General features: G+C 63.2%; 16 protein-coding genes. 9 read left to right on the top strand and 7 right to left on the bottom strand.

Annotated features, from left to right (window positions below):
- The first annotated feature begins 10 nt into the window (after positions 1 to 10).
- Positions 11 to 853 carry a helix-turn-helix transcriptional regulator gene (locus C8J98_RS05780; protein WP_107911794.1) on the top strand — a complete coding sequence of 281 codons (843 nt, stop codon included), beginning with the start codon at positions 11 to 13 and terminating at the stop codon, positions 851 to 853.
- Positions 854 to 887: 34 nt separating this feature from the next.
- Here the strand turns inward: C8J98_RS05780 and C8J98_RS05775 are convergent, their stop codons facing one another.
- The gene (locus tag C8J98_RS05775; protein ID WP_107911792.1) at positions 888 to 1,730 is read right to left on the bottom strand and encodes an MnmC family methyltransferase; all 843 of its coding nucleotides are present in this window, start codon (positions 1,728 to 1,730) and stop codon (positions 888 to 890) included.
- Between the two features lie 148 nt (positions 1,731 to 1,878).
- Here C8J98_RS05775 and C8J98_RS05770 point away from each other — a divergent pair, with 148 nt between their 5' ends.
- Positions 1,879 to 2,427: a hypothetical protein gene (locus C8J98_RS05770; protein ID WP_107911790.1), complete on the top strand. Its 549-nt coding sequence runs from the start codon at positions 1,879 to 1,881 to the stop codon at positions 2,425 to 2,427.
- Here the strand turns inward: C8J98_RS05770 and C8J98_RS05765 are convergent.
- The gene (locus C8J98_RS05765; protein WP_107911788.1) at positions 2,424 to 3,488 is read right to left on the bottom strand and encodes an alpha/beta hydrolase; all 1,065 of its coding nucleotides are present in this window, start codon (positions 3,486 to 3,488) and stop codon (positions 2,424 to 2,426) included. The two genes, C8J98_RS05770 and C8J98_RS05765, sit on opposite strands and share 4 nt — an antisense overlap.
- Positions 3,489 to 3,661: 173 nt before the next feature.
- Here C8J98_RS05765 and C8J98_RS05760 point away from each other — a divergent pair, with 173 nt between their 5' ends.
- Positions 3,662 to 4,018 carry a ribonuclease E inhibitor RraB gene (locus tag C8J98_RS05760; protein WP_233260123.1) on the top strand — a complete coding sequence of 119 codons (357 nt, stop codon included), beginning with the start codon at positions 3,662 to 3,664 and terminating at the stop codon, positions 4,016 to 4,018.
- Positions 4,019 to 4,098: 80 nt separating this feature from the next.
- Positions 4,099 to 6,039: a PAS domain-containing sensor histidine kinase gene (locus C8J98_RS05755; RefSeq protein WP_107911786.1), complete on the top strand. Its 1,941-nt coding sequence runs from the start codon at positions 4,099 to 4,101 to the stop codon at positions 6,037 to 6,039.
- A 4-nt stretch (positions 6,040 to 6,043) separates the two neighbouring features.
- Here the strand turns inward: C8J98_RS05755 and C8J98_RS05750 are convergent, their stop codons facing one another.
- Positions 6,044 to 6,676, bottom strand: coding sequence for a TMEM175 family protein (locus C8J98_RS05750; RefSeq protein WP_107911784.1), 633 nt, complete (start codon positions 6,674 to 6,676; stop codon positions 6,044 to 6,046).
- A gap of 86 nt (positions 6,677 to 6,762) precedes the next feature.
- Between C8J98_RS05750 and C8J98_RS05745 the strand changes: the two genes are divergently transcribed.
- A complete protein-coding gene (locus C8J98_RS05745; RefSeq protein WP_046967632.1) occupies positions 6,763 to 7,299 on the top strand; it encodes a YaeQ family protein in 537 nt (178 codons plus the stop codon).
- Positions 7,300 to 7,462: 163 nt separating this feature from the next.
- On the top strand, positions 7,463 to 8,227 hold the full coding sequence (locus C8J98_RS05740) for an alpha/beta hydrolase (RefSeq protein ID WP_107911782.1): 765 nt from the start codon (positions 7,463 to 7,465) through the stop codon (positions 8,225 to 8,227).
- 62 nt (positions 8,228 to 8,289) lie between these two features.
- On the opposite strand, the gene C8J98_RS05735 is transcribed toward C8J98_RS05740, so the two are convergent.
- Positions 8,290 to 8,985, bottom strand: a complete 696-nt coding sequence (locus tag C8J98_RS05735; protein WP_107911780.1) for a dienelactone hydrolase family protein — start codon at positions 8,983 to 8,985, stop codon at positions 8,290 to 8,292.
- Positions 8,986 to 9,156: 171 nt separating this feature from the next.
- Entirely contained in the window at positions 9,157 to 11,424 is a 2,268-nt protein-coding gene (gene katG, locus C8J98_RS05730) for a catalase/peroxidase HPI (protein ID WP_107911778.1), read from the bottom strand.
- A gap of 445 nt (positions 11,425 to 11,869) precedes the next feature.
- Between katG and C8J98_RS05725 the strand changes: the two genes are divergently transcribed.
- Complete coding sequence (locus C8J98_RS05725; protein ID WP_199229825.1) at positions 11,870 to 13,867, top strand: TonB-dependent siderophore receptor; 1,998 nt, start codon at positions 11,870 to 11,872, stop codon at positions 13,865 to 13,867.
- Positions 13,868 to 13,883: 16 nt separating this feature from the next.
- On the opposite strand, the gene rlmF is transcribed toward C8J98_RS05725, so the two are convergent.
- Complete coding sequence (gene rlmF / locus C8J98_RS05720; RefSeq protein ID WP_107911775.1) at positions 13,884 to 14,873, bottom strand: 23S rRNA (adenine(1618)-N(6))-methyltransferase RlmF; 990 nt, start codon at positions 14,871 to 14,873, stop codon at positions 13,884 to 13,886.
- A 94-nt stretch (positions 14,874 to 14,967) separates the two neighbouring features.
- Here rlmF and C8J98_RS05715 point away from each other — a divergent pair, with 94 nt between their 5' ends.
- Together C8J98_RS05715 and C8J98_RS05710 are read left to right on the top strand one after the other, a co-directional pair.
- On the top strand, positions 14,968 to 15,501 hold the full coding sequence (locus C8J98_RS05715; protein ID WP_158272611.1) for a hypothetical protein: 534 nt from the start codon (positions 14,968 to 14,970) through the stop codon (positions 15,499 to 15,501).
- 166 nt (positions 15,502 to 15,667) lie between these two features.
- Entirely contained in the window at positions 15,668 to 15,970 is a 303-nt protein-coding gene (locus C8J98_RS05710; RefSeq protein ID WP_107911772.1) for a hypothetical protein, read from the top strand.
- Here the strand turns inward: C8J98_RS05710 and C8J98_RS05705 are convergent.
- Positions 15,963 to 18,080, bottom strand: a complete 2,118-nt coding sequence (locus C8J98_RS05705) for a TonB-dependent siderophore receptor (RefSeq protein ID WP_107911770.1) — start codon at positions 18,078 to 18,080, stop codon at positions 15,963 to 15,965. The two genes, C8J98_RS05710 and C8J98_RS05705, sit on opposite strands and share 8 nt — an antisense overlap.
- Positions 18,081 to 18,110 lie beyond the last annotated feature (30 nt).

The raw sequence follows: 18,110 nt of genomic DNA, 5'->3' as shown, positions 1-18,110 counted from the left end.
GGCTCAACGGATGAGCACCCCGCAAGAAAACCTGCTTGGCAGTTACCTGAAGGACCGCCGGGCGAAGCTCGATCCAGCGGCCTTCGGCATGCCGACCACGCGCAGGCGTACGCCTGGCCTGCGACGCGAAGAAGTTGCCCTGCGCGCGAACGTGAGCGCCACCTGGTACACCTGGCTCGAACAGGGCCGTGGCGGTGCGCCCTCTACCGAAGTACTGAATCGTCTTGCCGCCGCCCTGGCCCTCACGGCCGTCGAACGCGAGCACTTGTTCCTGCTGGCACAGAACCGGCCGCCTGAAGTCACCTACCAGCCGTCCGCTGCGATCTCACCGCAGTTGCAGCGCGTGCTCGATTCGCTGGAGACGAGTCCGGCAATCGTGAAAACCGCGCAGTGGGACATCATCGGCTGGAACGCCGCCGCGGCAGCCGTGCTCACCGAATACGGTGTCCTTCCGCCGGAACAGCGCAACGTGTTGAAGCTGCTCTTTGCCACCGATCGCGTGCGCAACAAGACGCGCCATTGGGAAGATCACGCACGTTTCGCCGTGGCGGCATTTCGTGCGGACATCGCACGACTCGGCGCGACGGACCGCGTGAGGGGCTTCGTGGACGAACTGATCGCGCTGAGCCCCGCCTTCGAGGCCATCTGGAACGACTACGACCTGCAAAGCTACGGTGAAGGCACGAAGCAGTTCGCGCACCCACTGGTGGGCGAAGTCACTTTGGAATATTCGTCATTCGCCGTCGACGGCCGGCCCGAGCTTGGCCTGATCATCTATACGCCGGCGGCCGCTGTCGACAAGGAGCGCGTTGCCAGGCTGGTAGAGGCGAGGCGGCTGACCCGATCCGCCTGACCGGGAGTATGACCAGGCTGCTCGTTGCGTGGACCTACCGACGGATCGCGAGCACGCCGTCCAACGCCAGATCGGCCTTGAAGCCGGCTTTCTCCAGACGTTTGGCGACCTCGCGTGGCACATCGCGACCACTGGTGAGTTTGTTCGGGCTGCCTGTGTAATGAAACAGGCGCCCGCCGCGGCGGAGCACCCGCGCGAGCTCGTTGTAGAACACCTGCGAGTAAAGCTCACCGGCAATGCCAAACCTCGGTGGATCGTGCAACAGGGCGTCGATCGATGCATCGGCGAGCTGACCGATCGCCAGCGACACGTCGCCATGGGTGAGTTGCAGGCGCCCCGCGCTCGATGAGGCATCCGGGTCGGGCGACCACGGGTTCAGGGTGCGCAGCCACAGCACGTCCTCGTTTTTTTCGAACGAGATGATCCTCCCGACACCCGCCTCCAGGCAGCATGCCGCGAAGTAACCGAGGCCGCCACAGGTATCGAGCACCACCTTGCCACGAGGTTCGACAAGCGCAATCTTGCGGCGAGCGTCCTCAAAGGGCGATTCCTTCGAGGTGGGCAGCATCTTGATGCCGTCGATCTCGAAGGTCGGCGCACCCCAGTCGGTGGGCACCAGCTTGATCAGCGAGCCCGAGAAGCGAGATACCGGCGAGAAGTCATCGCCGTCCCAGAAATAGATGGTGCGGTCTTTGAGTTTGCCCGGGTACGGGAAGATCTGGCCGGATCGCTGCCATGCGTCAGGCAGCAACACGACGCTTTCGTCGGAGCGCCCCAGATCCATCGACCCCGCCCATACCGAGGCTCCCGCGTCGCGCGCGACCAGCAGCGTCCGGGCGAGCGGGAGCGTCAGCAGGGGACCGGCATAGTGCGACAAGGAAACTCCTGGTGCCGGGCGAACGGCGGAAAGCGATAATGGGGTCGCTATTCTAGGGTTCTGGCCGGTTGTGCGTACAAGTACGGATGGAAAATGGGTAATACCGGGCGCTAAATGGCCTTCGACGTTGACTCAAGGACGGTCGGGCATGCGTGCCGCGATGCTCACGATCATGGCTTTGGCCTTGCCGGCCGCGGTTCTGGCTGCAGGCCCACCCGGTGCGACGCATGCAGTCGCTTCGGTCCACGCGGGCGTGCCGGTGATCCAGATCCTGTCCTTGCCACGCCCGGCCACGGGCACGGCGCCGGTCGCCGATGAACTCATTCCGCCGGTTCCGTACACCGCGCAGACGGTCGCCTTCGTCAAGACGTTCGTCGTCACGGCAACGTACGAGGGCAAGCCGTACCGGATCGAGGTCGTCGTGGTGGACTCCCAAGGCCTCGTCTATTCGACTTCCCAGCAAGGCAGTTCCAGCGCACAGGACACCGAAAGCGGCGACCGCCTGGACGTCGACGTCACCGGCCTCTCACCGGTGGTATTCGATCTCTCCGTACGCAAGGCCGACGCGAACGCCGCCGCCGCACGCGATCGCGTGGCGGTCGGCGATCTGGAGCCGGGACATTCGGCCTTCGCGTTACGTGAAAACAAGCTTGCCGTCGTGGTCGAGAGGCTCGGCGACGAAGTCGATCTTCGTTAGACCTTCTGGACGTCGATGATCGCCTTGGCGAATGCCTGCGGTGCCTCCTGCGGCAGGTTATGGCCGATGCCTCCGCTGATCAGCCGGTGCTCGTACCTGCCGGTGAACTTTTTGGCGTAATTAGCCGGATCCGGATGGGGAGCGCCATTGGCATCGCCTTCCATCGTAATCGTAGGCACGCCGATGGTGGGGAAGGTGGCCAGCTTTGTTTCAAGTGCGTCGTACTGCGGTTCGCCTTCGGCAAGCCCGAGGCGCCAGCGATAGTTGTGGATCGTCACCGCTACATGGTCGACATTGTTGAAGGCGGGGGCGGAGCGCTCGAACGTGTCGTCGTCGAAGTGCCACTGTGGGGATGCCTGTTCCCAGATCAGGCGGGCAAAATCATGCGTGTGCTGCGCGTAGCCGTCGCGACCGCGGTCGGTGGCGAAGTAGAACTGGTACCACCATTGCAACTCGGCCTTCGGCGGCAGTGGCTTCTTGTTCGCTTCCTGGCTGCCGATGAGGTAGCCGCTGACGGATACCATCGCCTTGATGCGCTCGGGCCAGAGCGCTGCCATGATGTTGACCGTGCGGGCGCCCCAGTCGAAGCCGGCCACGGTGGCCTTCTTAATCTTGAGGGCATCCATCAGGGCGATGATGTCGGAGGCGATGGCGGCCTGCTGGCCATTGCGCGGCGTGTCCGCCGAGAGAAACTGCGTGCTGCCGTAGCCGCGCAGGTAGGGAATGATCACGCGGTATCCCGCCGCCGCCAGGATCGGCGCGACGTCCACGAAGCTGTAGATGTCGTAGGGCCAGCCGTGCAGGAGAATGACGACGGGACCCTTGCGGGGACCGTCTTCGGCGTAACCGATATCGAGGACGCCGGCCTTGACCTGCTTGAGCGCATGGAACGACGTGGCCCCGCCGGCCGGGGCATCGGCGGCACCGCTGGTAGCAGCGCCGGTGGTCCCGCTCACGGGACTGGCGCTGGCGATGGCACCCAGGCCGAACGGTGCAAGCGCCATGCCCAGCGCCGCGGCGCCCATGAACTTCCGCCTCTTCTGATCCAGTACGTCCGACATCGCAATCTCTCCCGTGGTCTGTGGGACGTACAGTAACGCCGCCGGTGGCGTGCTGATTGCACCGGTCTCCACGGTTTTGAAACGCTCTGTATCGCGTGCTTCCGCTGATACGTTCAGATACAAAAAAGCCGTCTTCGCAGTATCCTGCGGGGCTTATTCCAGGAAATACCGCCGTGATCGAGAAAGACCAGCTTGTGATGATGTTCGAACAGATCGCCGACAACACGGACTGGGACCTGTCCGAACCGCTGATCTGGGGCTTCTTCTTCACCGACGCCTCCGCGGAGAAGCTGCGCGCCGTGGCGCCCGTCCTCGAACAGCAGGGCTATCGCTTCGTCGACGTGTTCCTGGCCGACAAGGACGAACCTGCCGATCCCGATCTGTGGATGCTCCACATCGAGAAGATCGAGGTCCACACGCCCGATAGCCTTGACGCGCGCAACGGGGAGTTCTACCGGTTTGCCGCCGAGCATGGCCTGGGCGCGTATGACGGCATGGACGTTGCTCCGGTCAATCCCGAGGAAGACTGAGCCACCTCCGCTCCCCGTCTCCATGCGCCATGTGAAGAAGCCTTCACGAGGTAGTGGGCCGGAGGCAGTACCTTGACGCCATGCGCACTCCGACCGACCCCACGACCATGGACGATTCCGCTTACCGCCGGCTTGTCGAAGGCATTTCGGACTACGCGATTTTCTGGCTGCAACCGGAGGGTTCCGTGGCGACATGGAACGCTGGCGCGTTTCATGCCACCGGTTACGCCGCCCAGGACATGGTCGGCGCTCCTTTTTCCTTGCTGTTCTCAGGCGACGATAACGACGCTGACGCACCCGCGGCCTTGCTCGACCTGGCGCTTCGCGAAGGGCGCAGTGAGCTGGACACCTGGCTGGTGCGTAAGGACGGCTCGCGATTCTGGGCGCAGATCCTCGTCGATCCCGTGCGCGATGGCGACACGCCGCTCGGCTTTGGCGTGGTCATGCGTGACCGCACCGAACGCAAGCGCGTCGACGAGGAACTGAGGAACAGCCAGGAGCAGTTTCGCGTGCTGGTCCAGGGCGTGGCCGACTACGCCATCTACATGCTCGATCCCGGCGGCCACATCACCAGCTGGAACTCGGGCGCCGAACGGATCAAGGGATACGCGCCTCACGAAGTGATCGGACGCCACTATTCGGCGTTCTTCACCCCGGAAGATGTCGCGCGCGGCGAACCGACGACCAACCTCGAGGCCGTGGTGCGCGAAGGACGGATCGAAACCGAAGGCTGGCGTCTGCGCAAGGACGGTAGCCGTTTCTGGGCGCACGTGGTGATCGACCGCATTACGGACGATGCAGGCAAGGTCATCGGCTTTGCCAAGGTCACCCGTGACGTCACCGAGCGACGTGCCTCCGCACTAGCATTGGAAGAGGCACGCGAGGCGCTTTTCCAGTCGCAGAAGCTCGAAGCGGTCGGCCAGCTGACCGGTGGTGTGGCGCACGATTTCAACAACCTGTTGATGGCGGTGCAAGGCAACCTGGAACTCATGCGCGACCACGTCGAATTGCCGGAGCGCATGAATCGCCTGGTCGGCAACGCCTTGAGCGGCGTGCGGCGCGGGGTCAGCCTGACCCAGCGCATGCTCGCCTTTGCGCGTCGCCAGCAGCTGCACCTGGAGTCGGTCAATATCATCACGCTGGTTTCGGGCATGTCGGACCTCCTACGCACATCGCTAGGCCCGTCCATCGCGATCGAAGTCCGTTTTCCTCTCGCACTTCCCGATGTGATCGGTGACATCAACCAGCTCGAGCTCTGCGTCCTCAATCTTTGCGTCAACGCCCGCGACGCCATGGCGGACGGCGGTGTCATCACCATCCGGGCAGTGACCGAAGAGGTTCACGGCCCGCATATCCTGCATGTCGTTCCCGGCAGGTACGTACGCCTGTCGATTACCGACAACGGCTTGGGCATGGACGCTGCGACGCTCGCCCGCGCGACTGAGCCTTTCTTCACGACGAAGGGCGTCGGCAAAGGCACCGGCCTCGGTCTGTCGATGGTGCACGGCATCGCCCAGCAATCAGGTGGGGCCCTGCAACTGGAGAGCAGCGAGACCGGTGGCACGACCGTCTCGATCTTTCTGCCCGTTGCACCCTTGGGAGCCGCGACACTGCCGGCTACCGCTCCTGCCGGGCCCACCCGCGTTATCAGGGCTATCTCGGAGACCCTGGGGCCACTGCCTGTCATCCTCGTGGTGGACGACGATCCGCTCGTCCTCTCCACGGCGGTCGAGATGCTCAACTATGCCGGTTACGACGCGCGTGGCGCGGCCTCGGCGAACGAAGCACTCCGAAGTCTGGAAACGATCAGTGAACTCGTCGCCGTCGTGACCGATCATGCGATGCCCGGCATGACCGGGTCCGAGCTTGCCGCCAGGCTCGCCACGATGCGGCCCGGCCTGCGCGTGGTGCTTGCGAGCGGCTACGCGGAGTTGCCGGTCGCTGCGGCAGGAATCGCCGTGCAGTTGCAGAAGCCGTTCGGTCGCGACGCCTTGCTTGCGGCCATACGCGGAACGGCGTGATGTATCAGGGCTGGTCGGTCGAAGCCGCGGCCGGCGGGGCCTTCTTCATCCGTGCCACCAACATGACGTAGAACGGGGTCGCCATGAGCGGCAGGTTGCTCAGGCCTGGCCACCAGATGGCAACGATGATCGCTGCGAGCGCCATCGCAGGCATGCCGAGGCTGCGGCGGATCGCGATGGAGACGTCGTCCGCACTGACATCCCGGTACAGATAAGGCTGCCGGAGCGCGCGTTTCACCAGCCGGTACTGGCAAAGGCCGGTCACCACCAGGGTGAAAGCGTAGAACATCTGTGGCACGCGGTCGTTGAAATGAGTGCTCATCAGGGCCGTTGGAAACGGGATGAAGGCAACCATCATGAGCAGCGTCAGGTTGGGCCAGACGATGGCCGGGTCATAGTGGCCCAGCCGCCCGAACGTGCGGTGGTGGGCGGCCCAGAGCGCTCCCACGACATAGAAAGTAAGCACGAAACCGACAAAGTGCGGAATGAGGTTGGCCAGGGCCTGCACCCAGGCCTCGTCTGTACTGACGGCCGGCTCAGGCACCTTGATATCGATGACCAGCAAGGTCATGGCGATGGCGAAGACGGCGTCCGAGAAGAACGTGAGCCGTTCGACCTGCTGATCCTGATGCGGCATGCAAATACCCCCGTCTTGACCCCGGACCTGATCATCCCGCGAGCCGGCGCTGAGGGGAAGGGGACGGACTCCTGTAGAATCAGCCCATGGCACTCAAATCCACGGTCTTCAAGGCCGATCTGCAGGTCAGCGACATGGACCGGCACTACTACCAGGCGCACCCCCTGACCATCGCCCAGCACCCGTCGGAAACCGACGAGCGCATGATGGTCCGCGTGCTCGCGTTCGCGCTGAACGCCGATGATTCACTGGCCTTCGGCAAGGGCATCAGCTCCGAGGACGAGCCCGACCTGTGGCGCAAGGAGCTGACCGGCGAGGTAGATCTGTGGATCGAAGTCGGCCAGCCCGACGAACAGCGCATCCGTCGTGCAGCCGGCCGCGCCAATCGCGTCATCGTCTACACCTACAGCGGACGCAGTGCCGAAGTCTGGTGGAAGAAGACCTCGGCCGCCGTGGCGCGCACGAAAAACGTTTCGGTGATCGACATCGCGCCGGCCACGGTCGAAGCACTCGCTGCGCTCACCCAGCGCACCATGCAGATTCAATTCATGGTCCAGGACGGCCAGGCGCAGATCATCAGTGGCGACACGGTGCTCCCGGTCGAACTGACGACGTTGGCCTGAGCTTCAGTTTCAATCGGACGGATTTGAAGCAAATCGTCGTGGCTTGGCAGCGCTGCCGCTGCGTTTACGGGGTCGTCATTTTCGAGAAAGTTTTCGGTAAGGCGTAGGGGCGCACGATGTGTCCTCGTTCGAAATCAACGCCGATCCGAGGACAAACACGATAATGCGTACCACGACAAAGGCTCTTCTTTTTTCCACCGGCCTCATGCTCGGTGTGGCTGCCATGAACAATCCGGCCGCCGCGGCCACGCCGGCGAAGAACATCGTTCTGGTGCACGGTGCGTGGGTGAACGGCAGCGGATGGAAACCGGTGTACGACATCCTGACGAAGGACGGTTACCACGTATCTGTCGCTGAGCATCCGCTCACTTCGTTCAACGACGATGTCACCGCCGTGAAGCGCATCGTCGACTTGCAGGATGGACCGACCATCCTCGTCGGCCACAGCTACGGTGGCGCGATCGTGACCGATGTCGGCAATGATCCCAAGGTCGTGGGGCTCGTCTATATCGCCGCGCACGCGCTCGACGAGGGCGAGACCGAAGTCGGTAACGGCAAGCTCTATCCGAACAAGACCAAGGCCGTGAAGAAAACCGCCGATGGCTTTACCTATCTCGATCCGGCGTTCTATCCGGCCGACTTCGCGGCCGACCTTCCGAAGCCGCAAGCGGAATTCGAGGCGCAGGCCCAGGAGCTCACGGCCGCCGAGGTGTTCACTGTTCCCGCGGGGAAGCCGGCGTGGAAGACCAAGCCCAGCTGGTACGCGGTGGCTACCGCCGATCGCATTATCAATCCCGATCTCGAGCGGATGTACGCCAAGCGCGCGCACAGCCACACCATAGAAGTGCAGGGCGCCAGCCACTCGGTGTACGAGTCGCACCCGAAGGAAGTCGCTGCGCTGATCGAGGAAGCTGCGCGGAACGCCTAGGTACTGTGGGAGCCGCTTCGGCGGCGATCTGGCAATCGCCGCCGAAGCGGCTCCCACAAGGGTCAGGCGAGCTTTTCTTTCAGGAAGGCCCAGGTGCGGTCGTTGGCTAGTTTGGCGGCCGCTGCGTCGTAATGTGCGCCGCCGTGCCGCGAGAATGCGTGGTTGCAGCCCGGGTAGCTGTAGATGGTGACGTTGGGTTTATCGGCCAGTGCCTTCTTGATATCCGCCTGCGCCGTCTTCGGAATGTACTCATCTTCCTCGGCGAGATGCATCAGGAAGGGGGCGGCAATCGAGCCCGCCTCGGCGAGATAGCTCTCGGTGTCGCCGCCATGGAAGGCGACCGCAGCGTCGACCTTGCCGCGTGCGGCGGTGAGGAAGGTCATCAGGCCGCCAAGGCAGTAGCCCATGACGGCGACCTTACCCGTCGCTCCCTTGAGTTTGCCGGCGGCTGCGATGGTGGCGACGATGTCGGTAACGCCTTCGTCCCGCTGGTAAGCCATGTAAAGCGCGAGACCGGCTTTCCAGTCGGCCTCGGAGGTGACACTAAGATCGACTCCCGGCTGCTGACGCCAGAAGAGGTCGGGCGCGACGGCGATGAAACCCTGGGCAGCGAGGGCGTCGCAGGTCTGCCGGACATCTTCATTCACACCGAACACTTCATGCAGCACGACGACTGCCGGTGCTTTCTCGGCTTCGGGGTAGGACACGTAAGCAGCAAAGTCGCCCGCTTCCGTCTTGATGGTGATGCTCTCGTGCATTACTTCGTTCCTCAGTCAGTGTGTGGGAGCCGGTTCCCACAAATAAAAAAAGTGTCCAGCATGTGTGCCTCCCGATAGCGGGAAAGTTGCCTGGTCGCCGGATAGCGAAAGACCCGCCCCGGCATGGTGTCGGGACGGGTCTTTCGGGATCGCACGTTCTTACTTGTTGCCTTACTTCTTCAGGTCGTAACGATCGAGGTTCATCACCTTCGTCCAGGCTGCGACGAAGTCCTTGACGAACTTCTCGTTCGCATCCGAACTACCGTATACCTCGGCATTGGCGCGCAGTACCGCGTGTGAACCGAAGACCAGGTCGACGCTTGTCGCTGTCCACTTCCGCGTGCCCTTGCCGCGCTCGCTGCCTTCAAAGGAGTCCTTACCGGTCTGCTTCCACTCGGTGCGCATGTCGAGCAGGTTGCGGAAGAAGTCATTGGTCAGCTTGCCGGGGCGATCGGTGAACACGCCATGCGTCGCTCCGTCCACGTTGGCACCGAGCACACGCAAGCCGCCGATGAGCACGGTCATTTCAGGCGCCGTGAGCGTCAGCAGCTGTGCCTTGTCGATCAGCAGTGCTGTCGCGGGGACGCTGTAGTTGCCCTTGAGGAAGTTGCGGAAACCATCGGCGATCGGCTCCAGCGACGCGAAGGTCTCCACGTCGGTCTGCTCCTGCGAAGCGTCGGCACGACCGGGAGCGAAAGGCACCGTGACGGACGCGCCGCCATCCTTGGCCGCTTGTTCGACGGCTGCACTGCCCGCCAACACGATCAGGTCGGCGAGGGAGATCTTCTTTCCACCCGTACTGAACTCCGAACGTATGCTTTCCAGCTTCGCCAGCACCTTCGCCAGCTGCGCCGGCTGGTTGACCTTCCAGTCCTTTTGCGGCGCCAGGCGAATGCGCGCACCGTTGGCGCCACCACGCTTGTCCGAACCGCGGAACGTTGAAGCGGAAGCCCATGCGGTGGAGACAAGCTCCGCAATGGTGAGGCCCGAAGCAAGCACTTTCGCCTTCAGCGAGGCAACGTCGGCATCGGTGGCCAGTGCATGGTCCACGGCCGGAATGGGATCCTGCCAAAGGAGCTCTTCCTTGGGTACTTCCGGGCCAAGATAGCGGGCACGCGGCCCCATGTCGCGATGGGTGAGCTTGTACCAGGCGCGGGCGAAGGCATCGGCGAACTGCTCCGGATGCTCGAGGAAGCGCCGTGAAATCTTCTCGTAAGCAGGGTCGAGACGGAGCGCCAGATCCGTCGTGAGCATGGTCGGACGATGACGCTTCGATGCATCGTAGGCGTCGGGAATGGTGTCCTTGGCGTCCTTGGCGACCCACTGGTTCGCCCCGGCGGGGCTCTTGGTCAATTCCCACTCGTGGCCGAAGAGATTCTCGAAGAACTGGTTGCTCCACTTCGTCGGCGTCTGCGTCCAGGTGACTTCGAGACCACTGGTAATCGTGTCCGCGCCCTTGCCGCTGCCGTACGTGTTCTTCCAGCCGAAGCCCTGGTCTTCCAGGCCGCCGGTCTCGGGTTCGTTCAATACGTGCTTGGCATCCCCGGCACCGTGTGTCTTGCCGAAGGTATGGCCGCCTGCGATGAGCGCCACGGTCTCTTCGTCGTTCATGGCCATGCGGCCGAACGTCTCGCGGATGTCGATGGCCGATGCGATAGGATCGGGGTTGCCTTCGGGGCCTTCGGGATTGACGTAGATCAAACCCATCTGCACCGCGGCCAACGGATTCTCGAGCAGACGTCCGTCTTCCGTGCGGTCCTCTTCGATACCGTGCAATTCGGCTTCGGCCGTGATCACGCCTTCTTCGTGAGCGCCTGCGTCGTGTTCGTTGCCTTGAGTCTTGCCTTTGCCATAGCGATGGTCACCACCGAGCCACTCGGTTTCCGTACCCCAGTAGACATCCTGGTCCGGTTCCCAGGTGTCTTCACGGCCGCCCGCAAAGCCGAACGTCTTGAAGCCCATGCTTTCCAGGGCGACGTTGCCGGTGAGGATGATGAGATCGGCCCAGGAGATGCTGCGACCATATTTTTGCTTGACCGGCCAGATCAGGCGACGCGCCTTATCCAGGCTGACGTTATCGGGCCAGCTGTTCAATGGCGCGAAACGTTGCTGACCGCGACCACCGCCGCCGCGTCCATCGCCGATGCGATAGGTGCCGGCACTATGCCAGGCCATGCGAATGAAGAGTCCACCGTAGTGCCCGAAGTCGGCAGGCCACCAATCCTGCGAGTCGGTCATGACGGCGACGAGATCTTTCTTCACCGCCGCGAGGTCGAGCTTCCTGAATGCCTCGGCGTAGTTGAAGTCCGGGTCCATCGGATTGGATCGGGAAGAGTGCTGGTTGAGCAGATCCACGCGTAGCTGTTTGGGCCACCAATCCTTGTTCGTCGTACCGCCGCCGGCGGTGTGATTGAACGGGCACTTCGCTTCGTTCGTCATTCGCGCTTCTCCTGGGGTGGGCCGGGACGATAGATCGCCGACCGGCATTGCCTATGAACGCATGCACTCGACTATACGGCGAGGTCGGGCATTGCAGAAATTGATTGAAGTTATCGGGATAAGAGGCTGGGCCTATCGAAAACGCGTGTAAGACACGGATTTGCAAACGGGTTAAACCAAATGCCCTGAAGACGGCACACATGCGCAATCACAAATACGACGCGTTCGCATTCGTATTTATTTGCTTCATCTTGTCCGCCTATGGGGATCTCCAATGTCAGATATTCGTCTGAAGCCGCGCGTGTTGTCTGTCGCCGTACTCTTGCTGCTGGGTAGTCCTTCTCTGACACCTACTGTCCATGCGCAGGATGCCGTCAATCTCGCTCCGATCGCCGTGCAAGGCGTCGCAAACGATCGTGTTGATGGGCCTGCGCAGAAAAGCGCCGTGAGCAAGACCGACACGAAGCTCGAAGACCTTCCCGCCAGCGTGCAGGTCATTCCGCGTGCGCTGTTGAGCGAGCAGGGGGCGACCATGCTTCGCGACGCCGTATCCAACGCCAGCGGGGTCAACGCCGGTGGTCAGGACTCCAAGGGTTACTTCGATCATTTCCTCATCCGTGGGTTGAACGCGCAGATCTACAGCGATGGTTTCTCCGACGGCGACCAGTTGAGCGGTCTGTCGCATTCACTCAATGGCGTGGAACGCATCGAGATCCTCGAGGGACCGGGGTCCGCCTTGTTCGGTAGCGGTCCACCGGGCGGCACGATCAACATCGTGCACTACGCACCGTCCCCAACGCTGCACTATGGCGGCAGTTTGCAGGCGGGATCCTTCGGAACGATGACCGGTAGCGCGTATGTCACCGGACCGACCGGCGTAAACGGACTGGATTACCGTATCGACGCCACCGCCTCCCATACGGATGGGTTCCGCGACCTGGGTGGGCGCGATCGCGAAATCCGTCCGGCCTTCCGCTGGCAGTGGGGCAACCATGTCTCGGACCTGGCGTTCGACCTGCGCAATATCCACGAGACGCCAGACTCGTATGGCCTGATCTACTTCAACGGCACACCGATTCACGATGTCTCGCGTAACGCGAAGTACTCGTCCCCATTCAGTGAGTCACGCTCCGACTTTGCCCGGACGACCCTTTCCGACCAATGGACGGTGAACGACAACCTCACCATCAACAACCGGTTCTCGTACCTGCATCGCTCGCTGGACGTCGTCGTCAATGGCGATAGCGCGAGTACGAAGGTGAACAATGGCCAGGTAGTCAGCCGCCAGTTGCGCGAGCAGAACGATAGCGAACGGAGCATCGATTACCAGTTCGAACCGGTGTGGCGGTTCGCGACAGGCTCGGTACAACACACCTTGCTCACCGGTTTCGAGTACCAGCAGCAGAAGCTATCGACGGATCGCGCGACAGCCGATCTGCCGAATATTCCCGACGCCTTCTCGCCGGTGCCACCCGAGACATCGCTTACCGCGGTGAGATTCCTCTGCGATGCCAAGCACTCCTGCGATGACGACCGCCTCGGTGCTCGCTACTACAGCGCCTATGCCACCGATCAGATCGATGTGACCGACGCCTTCAAGGTTCGTGCGGGTGTGCGACAGGACTGGTGGGACACGACCTTGACCCCGCGCATCAGCGTGCCGGGTCATTTCGGCACGGACGCGAAGCCCTTGCTCGCCGGCGTCGGCGATTCACGAAACGATGCGCCGGTCAGCTGGAATATCGGGGCGCTGTACAAGGCGCTCCCATGGATGTCGCCGTATGTCGGCGTCTCCAGCAGCCACCTGACTAACTTCAATTCCGAGAACACGCAGAACGGCGTGGGTGAACCGGAATCCGCACTGCGATACGAAGCCGGCATCAAGTTCGCGTGGCTCGACGACAGGGTGCTCCTCAACACCGCCGCATTCGATGTCCGCCGTAACCATGTCGCCACGGCCACCACGCTCGATGGCGTGGAAACCGTGGTCTTCGACAGCCAGAAGACTCGAGGCGAAGAAGTTTCGGCGGATCTGGCCATCACCGACCAGTGGCACCTGCTCGCTAATGCGACGCACCAGGACGCCTTCATCACCAACAATCCACAAGGCATTACGTCGGAGGGTCACCGGCCGCAAGGCGCACCTGATCTGCTGGCCAACCTCTGGACGACGTATCGCTTTCGCATTGGCGGCCTCTCCGGTTTCCGTGTGGGCGCCGGTGTGAACTACCAGGACAAGAGCTACAGCGACATCACCAATGCGAGTTCCATTCCGTCCTTCGCCGTGGTCAACATGCTGGTCGGCTACGACGCATCGACGTGGGGTTTAGACGTGAACGTACACAACGTCACCGACCGCCGCTATTTCACCGCGGCCAATGGTGCCGGTGCATACGTCGGGGAACCGCGCAGCGCCTTCGTCACGTTGCGCGCGAATCTCTGATCGCGATGGGCCAGCGTCAGTAACCGCTGGCCCGTTTCCTTTCGCGCTCGTCGTTCCAGGCACGCTGCGAGGCTTCATCCTGGAAGGTCCAGGCGACGAAGCGACTCTGTTTGTTGCCTTGCGCCATGTTGATCGTGCGCACGTCGAGTGCCTTCGCGCGGGTCAGTTCACGGTAAATGGCAGGCAGGTGTTCGCCTCGTGCGACCAGCGTGGTGAACCAGAGCACCGTGCGCGAGTAGCTGGTGCTTTCGGTGATCATGGTGCGTATGAAGCGTTCTTCGCCGCCGCGGCACCACAGCTCGCGGCCCTGGCCACCGAAGTTCAGGTTGGTGGTCCGGGGAGGCGCCTTGCTGGTGGTATCGAGGTTACGCGTCTTGCGCAGGTTGCCGGCGGCGGCTTCCTTGGCCGATGCGTGGAAGGGCGGATTGCACATGCTGACATCGAAGCGATCTTCCGGGCGCAGGAGCTGCTCGAAGATGTGCTCCGGCTGCTCCTGGCGACGCAGGAAAATGGCTTCGCCGAGGCCGGGATTGCCGTCGACAATCCCTTTGGCCGCCCGCAGTGCCGAGGTATCCACTTCCGAGGCGGTGAACCGCCAGCCGTACTCGCGATTGCCGATCAGCGGATAGATGATGTTAGCGCCGGTGCCCACGTCGAGCGCGCGCACGCCGGGTCCGGTGGGGATCTCACCACCATTGGAACTGGCCAGGAGATCGGCCACACCATGGACGTAGTCCGCGCGGCCGGGGATGGGGGGCACGAGGAAACCCGCAGGGATATCCCAGTGGGCAATGCCGTACTGGGCCTTCAGCAGTGCCCGGTTCAGCGCCCGCACGGCGTGGGGATCCGAGAAATCGATGCTGTCCTCGCCGTGGCCGTTGTCGCCGACGTACGCCGCCAGCAAGGGCATCTGCCGCGACAGCTCGGCGAAATCGTAGCGACCGGTGTGGCGGTTGCGGGGGTGCAGGGAGGTCACCGCGGGGGCGGCGGATTTGGGTTTCTTCATCGCAAAGGGCCAGTTGGACGGCAGGACAGCGCTATTGTCGCAGATGCGCCGCCATGTTCCGTGGCACCATGGTTTTCTTTGCAAGGCCGACCCCATGGATGCCAAAACGGCGTGGCCCGACCGCGTGACCATTGACGGAACGGCCTTCAAGGCCCGTGTGGACTCCGGAGATGGCCTTGTCAGCCTCCCTTGTGCCTCCGAGCCCCAGGTGTCCGTGGGCGACGTGATCACCCAGACCGTGGGCCGCCGTGAGAATTCGCTCGAGGTGCTGGAGGTCGATTTCCAGCCGAACGGCTCGCTCGGTATTGGTACCGTCCATCGCCATCTGCTGGTGCTCACCGTGGAACCGACCACCTCGCAGGCGCATACGCAGCAACCTGGGGCGACTGCGGCCGTGGGGAACGTCGTCCCCCGCAAGGCGGCACTCCCCCGCAAGGCGGCACCGGTTCCTGCGGCCCAGGCCGCGCCGCCGAGCCCCCTCAAGCTGGCCGAGCTGGTGGAACGGGTGTCGCGAAGCGCCGACGCCGAGGCCAAAGCGATGCTGATCGCGCTTCTGGATAACGCTTCGGTCTCGACGATCGTCGGCCCGGTAACCGCCCTGGGCATGCGCGCGTTGCTGCGGTCCTGAGCATTGTGTAGGAGCCGGCTATGCCGGCGATGGGGGTGCGGCAGCCTGGTTATCGACGCTGAAGCGGCTCCCACGCTACGGAGCCTTGTATGGCGCCTGGCGGATAGCGGGTTGAGGAAGGTCGGCTTAGAGTTGGACGTGTCCTGCCACGTATCGGAGATGCCGCATGGTTACCTATTCCGTCCGCTGCTCGGACCAGACCGCGCACGATTGCTCAAGGACTGTCGAGGTCGACATCGGCATTCCCGATCTGACGCCCGAGCAACTGGCCGCCATTTTCGACGGTGGCCGTACCGGGGTGCATGCGCACCAGCTCGAGAGAGCGGACGACGCCTTCCGGGACCAGGGCGATGTAACGCCTGGACCCGATAAGACGTACTACGTCAAGGTCGAACTGGACTCGACCACGTGTACCGCCTGCCTGAAGGATCGAAGCACCGAGATCCCTGAGTTCGTGCCCGTCAAATAGCCACGCGGAACTGCACGTACGTCGTCCGCGGCGCGCCGACCATGCGTCCGGCGTTCCCGTCGACATTGCGCGTGTAGAAGCGCTTGTCGGCCAGGTTGTTCACGCCGGCGTCGATGCTGCTGCCTTTCCATGCCGGGATCTGCCAGCTCACCTGGGCATTCCACAGGCGGAAGCCGGGGATACGACCGACGCGCGCATCCGGCGTCTCCTGGACGGTGTTGGCCGTATCGGCGAACTGGCTGCTCTGATGGGTGCTGGACAGGTTGAAGGTCCACAGGCCGAGCTGGTACTTCGCGCCGGCGGTGTCGGTGCGGCGGGAGTAGAACGGCACGTCGAGGCCTGCCGTGGCGCCGGATTCCTGGATCGCCTTCGTATAGGTGAAGTTCGCATACAGGTCCAGGCCGCGCAGCGCCGACTGGTCCGCGAACTGATAGTCGATCGCCGACTCCAGGCCCTTGTGATCGGTCGCGCCGATGTTCTGGAAGGTCGGCGGCTGGATGCCCGGCACCTGCAGGATCTGGTTGTCGAAGCGCATCTTGAACACGGTCAGTTCCGCGTGCAGCTGCGGACCCTGCCAGCGCGCACCGAGCTCGGCAGTGCGCGCGAGCTCCGGCTTCAACGGGTTGGCCGCCGTCTGCGAATTGAGCTGGATGTTCTGCACCGGACCAAACGAGGTGCCGTAGTCCGTGAACAGCGTCAGGTCCCGCGTCAGCAGGTACGAGATGTTGAGCGAAGGCAGCGGCTTGTTGTTCAAGGTGCTGTACTGCTGGCCCAGGCTGGTGTCGACACGATCGGAGTCGATGTGCTCGAAACGCACACCCGGCGTGATGCGCCACTTGCCGATCGCGATGCGGTCGTCGACATAGGCCGCGCTGGCGTCGGTCGCGTTGTCGAAACGGGTGGGCGCAGTGACCTTGCCGCTCGCCGTGCTCACGTTGTAGCTACCGTCATCGCCGCGCTCACGAAGGTAGCGGTAACCGACGGTCACGTCGTTGGTGGTCGATCCCAGCTCGAAGCGCTGGGTGTAGCGTGGCTCGATGCCAAACACCTTGTAGTTGCGAGGCTGCACGGCCAGCTGCGTACCCGTCGTATTGATCAGGGTACTGCTGCGATAACTCTCGTTGTCGTAGACGCGCACCTCGACTTCGCTGGTGTCGGACAAGGTGTTGATGTAGCCGACATCGGCCGCCTTGCGGTGGCCGTTCCAGAAGTCGGTGGGACGCGTGTTCTGGAACGGGTCGGCATCGTATTGGGCGACGGTCAGGCCGCCGGGCGTGCGCGATTTGACGTCGTAGTAGGAGAGCTTGCCGTACACCTCGGCCGTCGGCCCCAGCGGATAACGGAACTTCAGCGCAACATCGTTGACCTTCTCGTCGCTGCCCCGACGCCAGTCGGTGCCGGTCATGCCGGAGTAGAGCAGGGCGAGCCCCAGTCCGTTCTGCATCGTGGCACCAAGGAACGTGCTGTACTGCTGGTTGCTTCCGCCACCCTTGCCGTAGGCGTTCTCGCGGACGGTCACGTCACCGGACAGGTCAGGCGTGGACGGGATGGCGCGCGTATTGAAGTTGATGATGCCGCCGACGTTCTGCGGCCCGTAGCGGACCGCACCACCGCCACGAACGACGTCGATGGATTCGATGTTGTTCAAGGTGACCGGTGCCACCGACAGCTGCGGCTGGCCGTAGGGCGCGAACGCCATGGGGATGCCGTCGAGCAGCACAGTGGAGCGGGGACTATAGCGGCCGGTCAGGCCACGCACCCCGATGCTGAGGGAGACGGCGCTGCCTGCCGAGCCGGAGTTATCGGTGGACTGGACACCCGGGATACGGCGCATGACGTCGCCGATGCTGGTTGCGCCCGTGGCCTTGATCTGCGTGCTGTCTAGCACCGTACGGGCCCCGGCGAAGGTCTTCACGCTGTCCTGGAGCCCCGTGCCCAGCCAGCTGCCGGCCACCTGGATGGAATCCAGGGTGGCGGCGTCATCTACCTTTGCCGGCTTGGCGTCCTGCGCCTGCGCGGCATACGGGCTGGCCGCGAGGGCGGCGGCGATGGAGGCCGCGCTGATGCGGAGGCGCAGGGCAAAGGCCCGGCGGGAGTGCGACGAAAGCATGCTGAGCCCTTGGAATGCGAATAGGTTGCA

This window comes from Luteibacter sp. OK325, assembly GCF_003050935.1.
Taxonomy (GTDB): Bacteria; Pseudomonadota; Gammaproteobacteria; order Xanthomonadales; family Rhodanobacteraceae; genus Luteibacter.
Note: the sequence above shows the minus strand (reverse complement) of the source record. Positions and strands in the feature narration are given on the sequence as shown.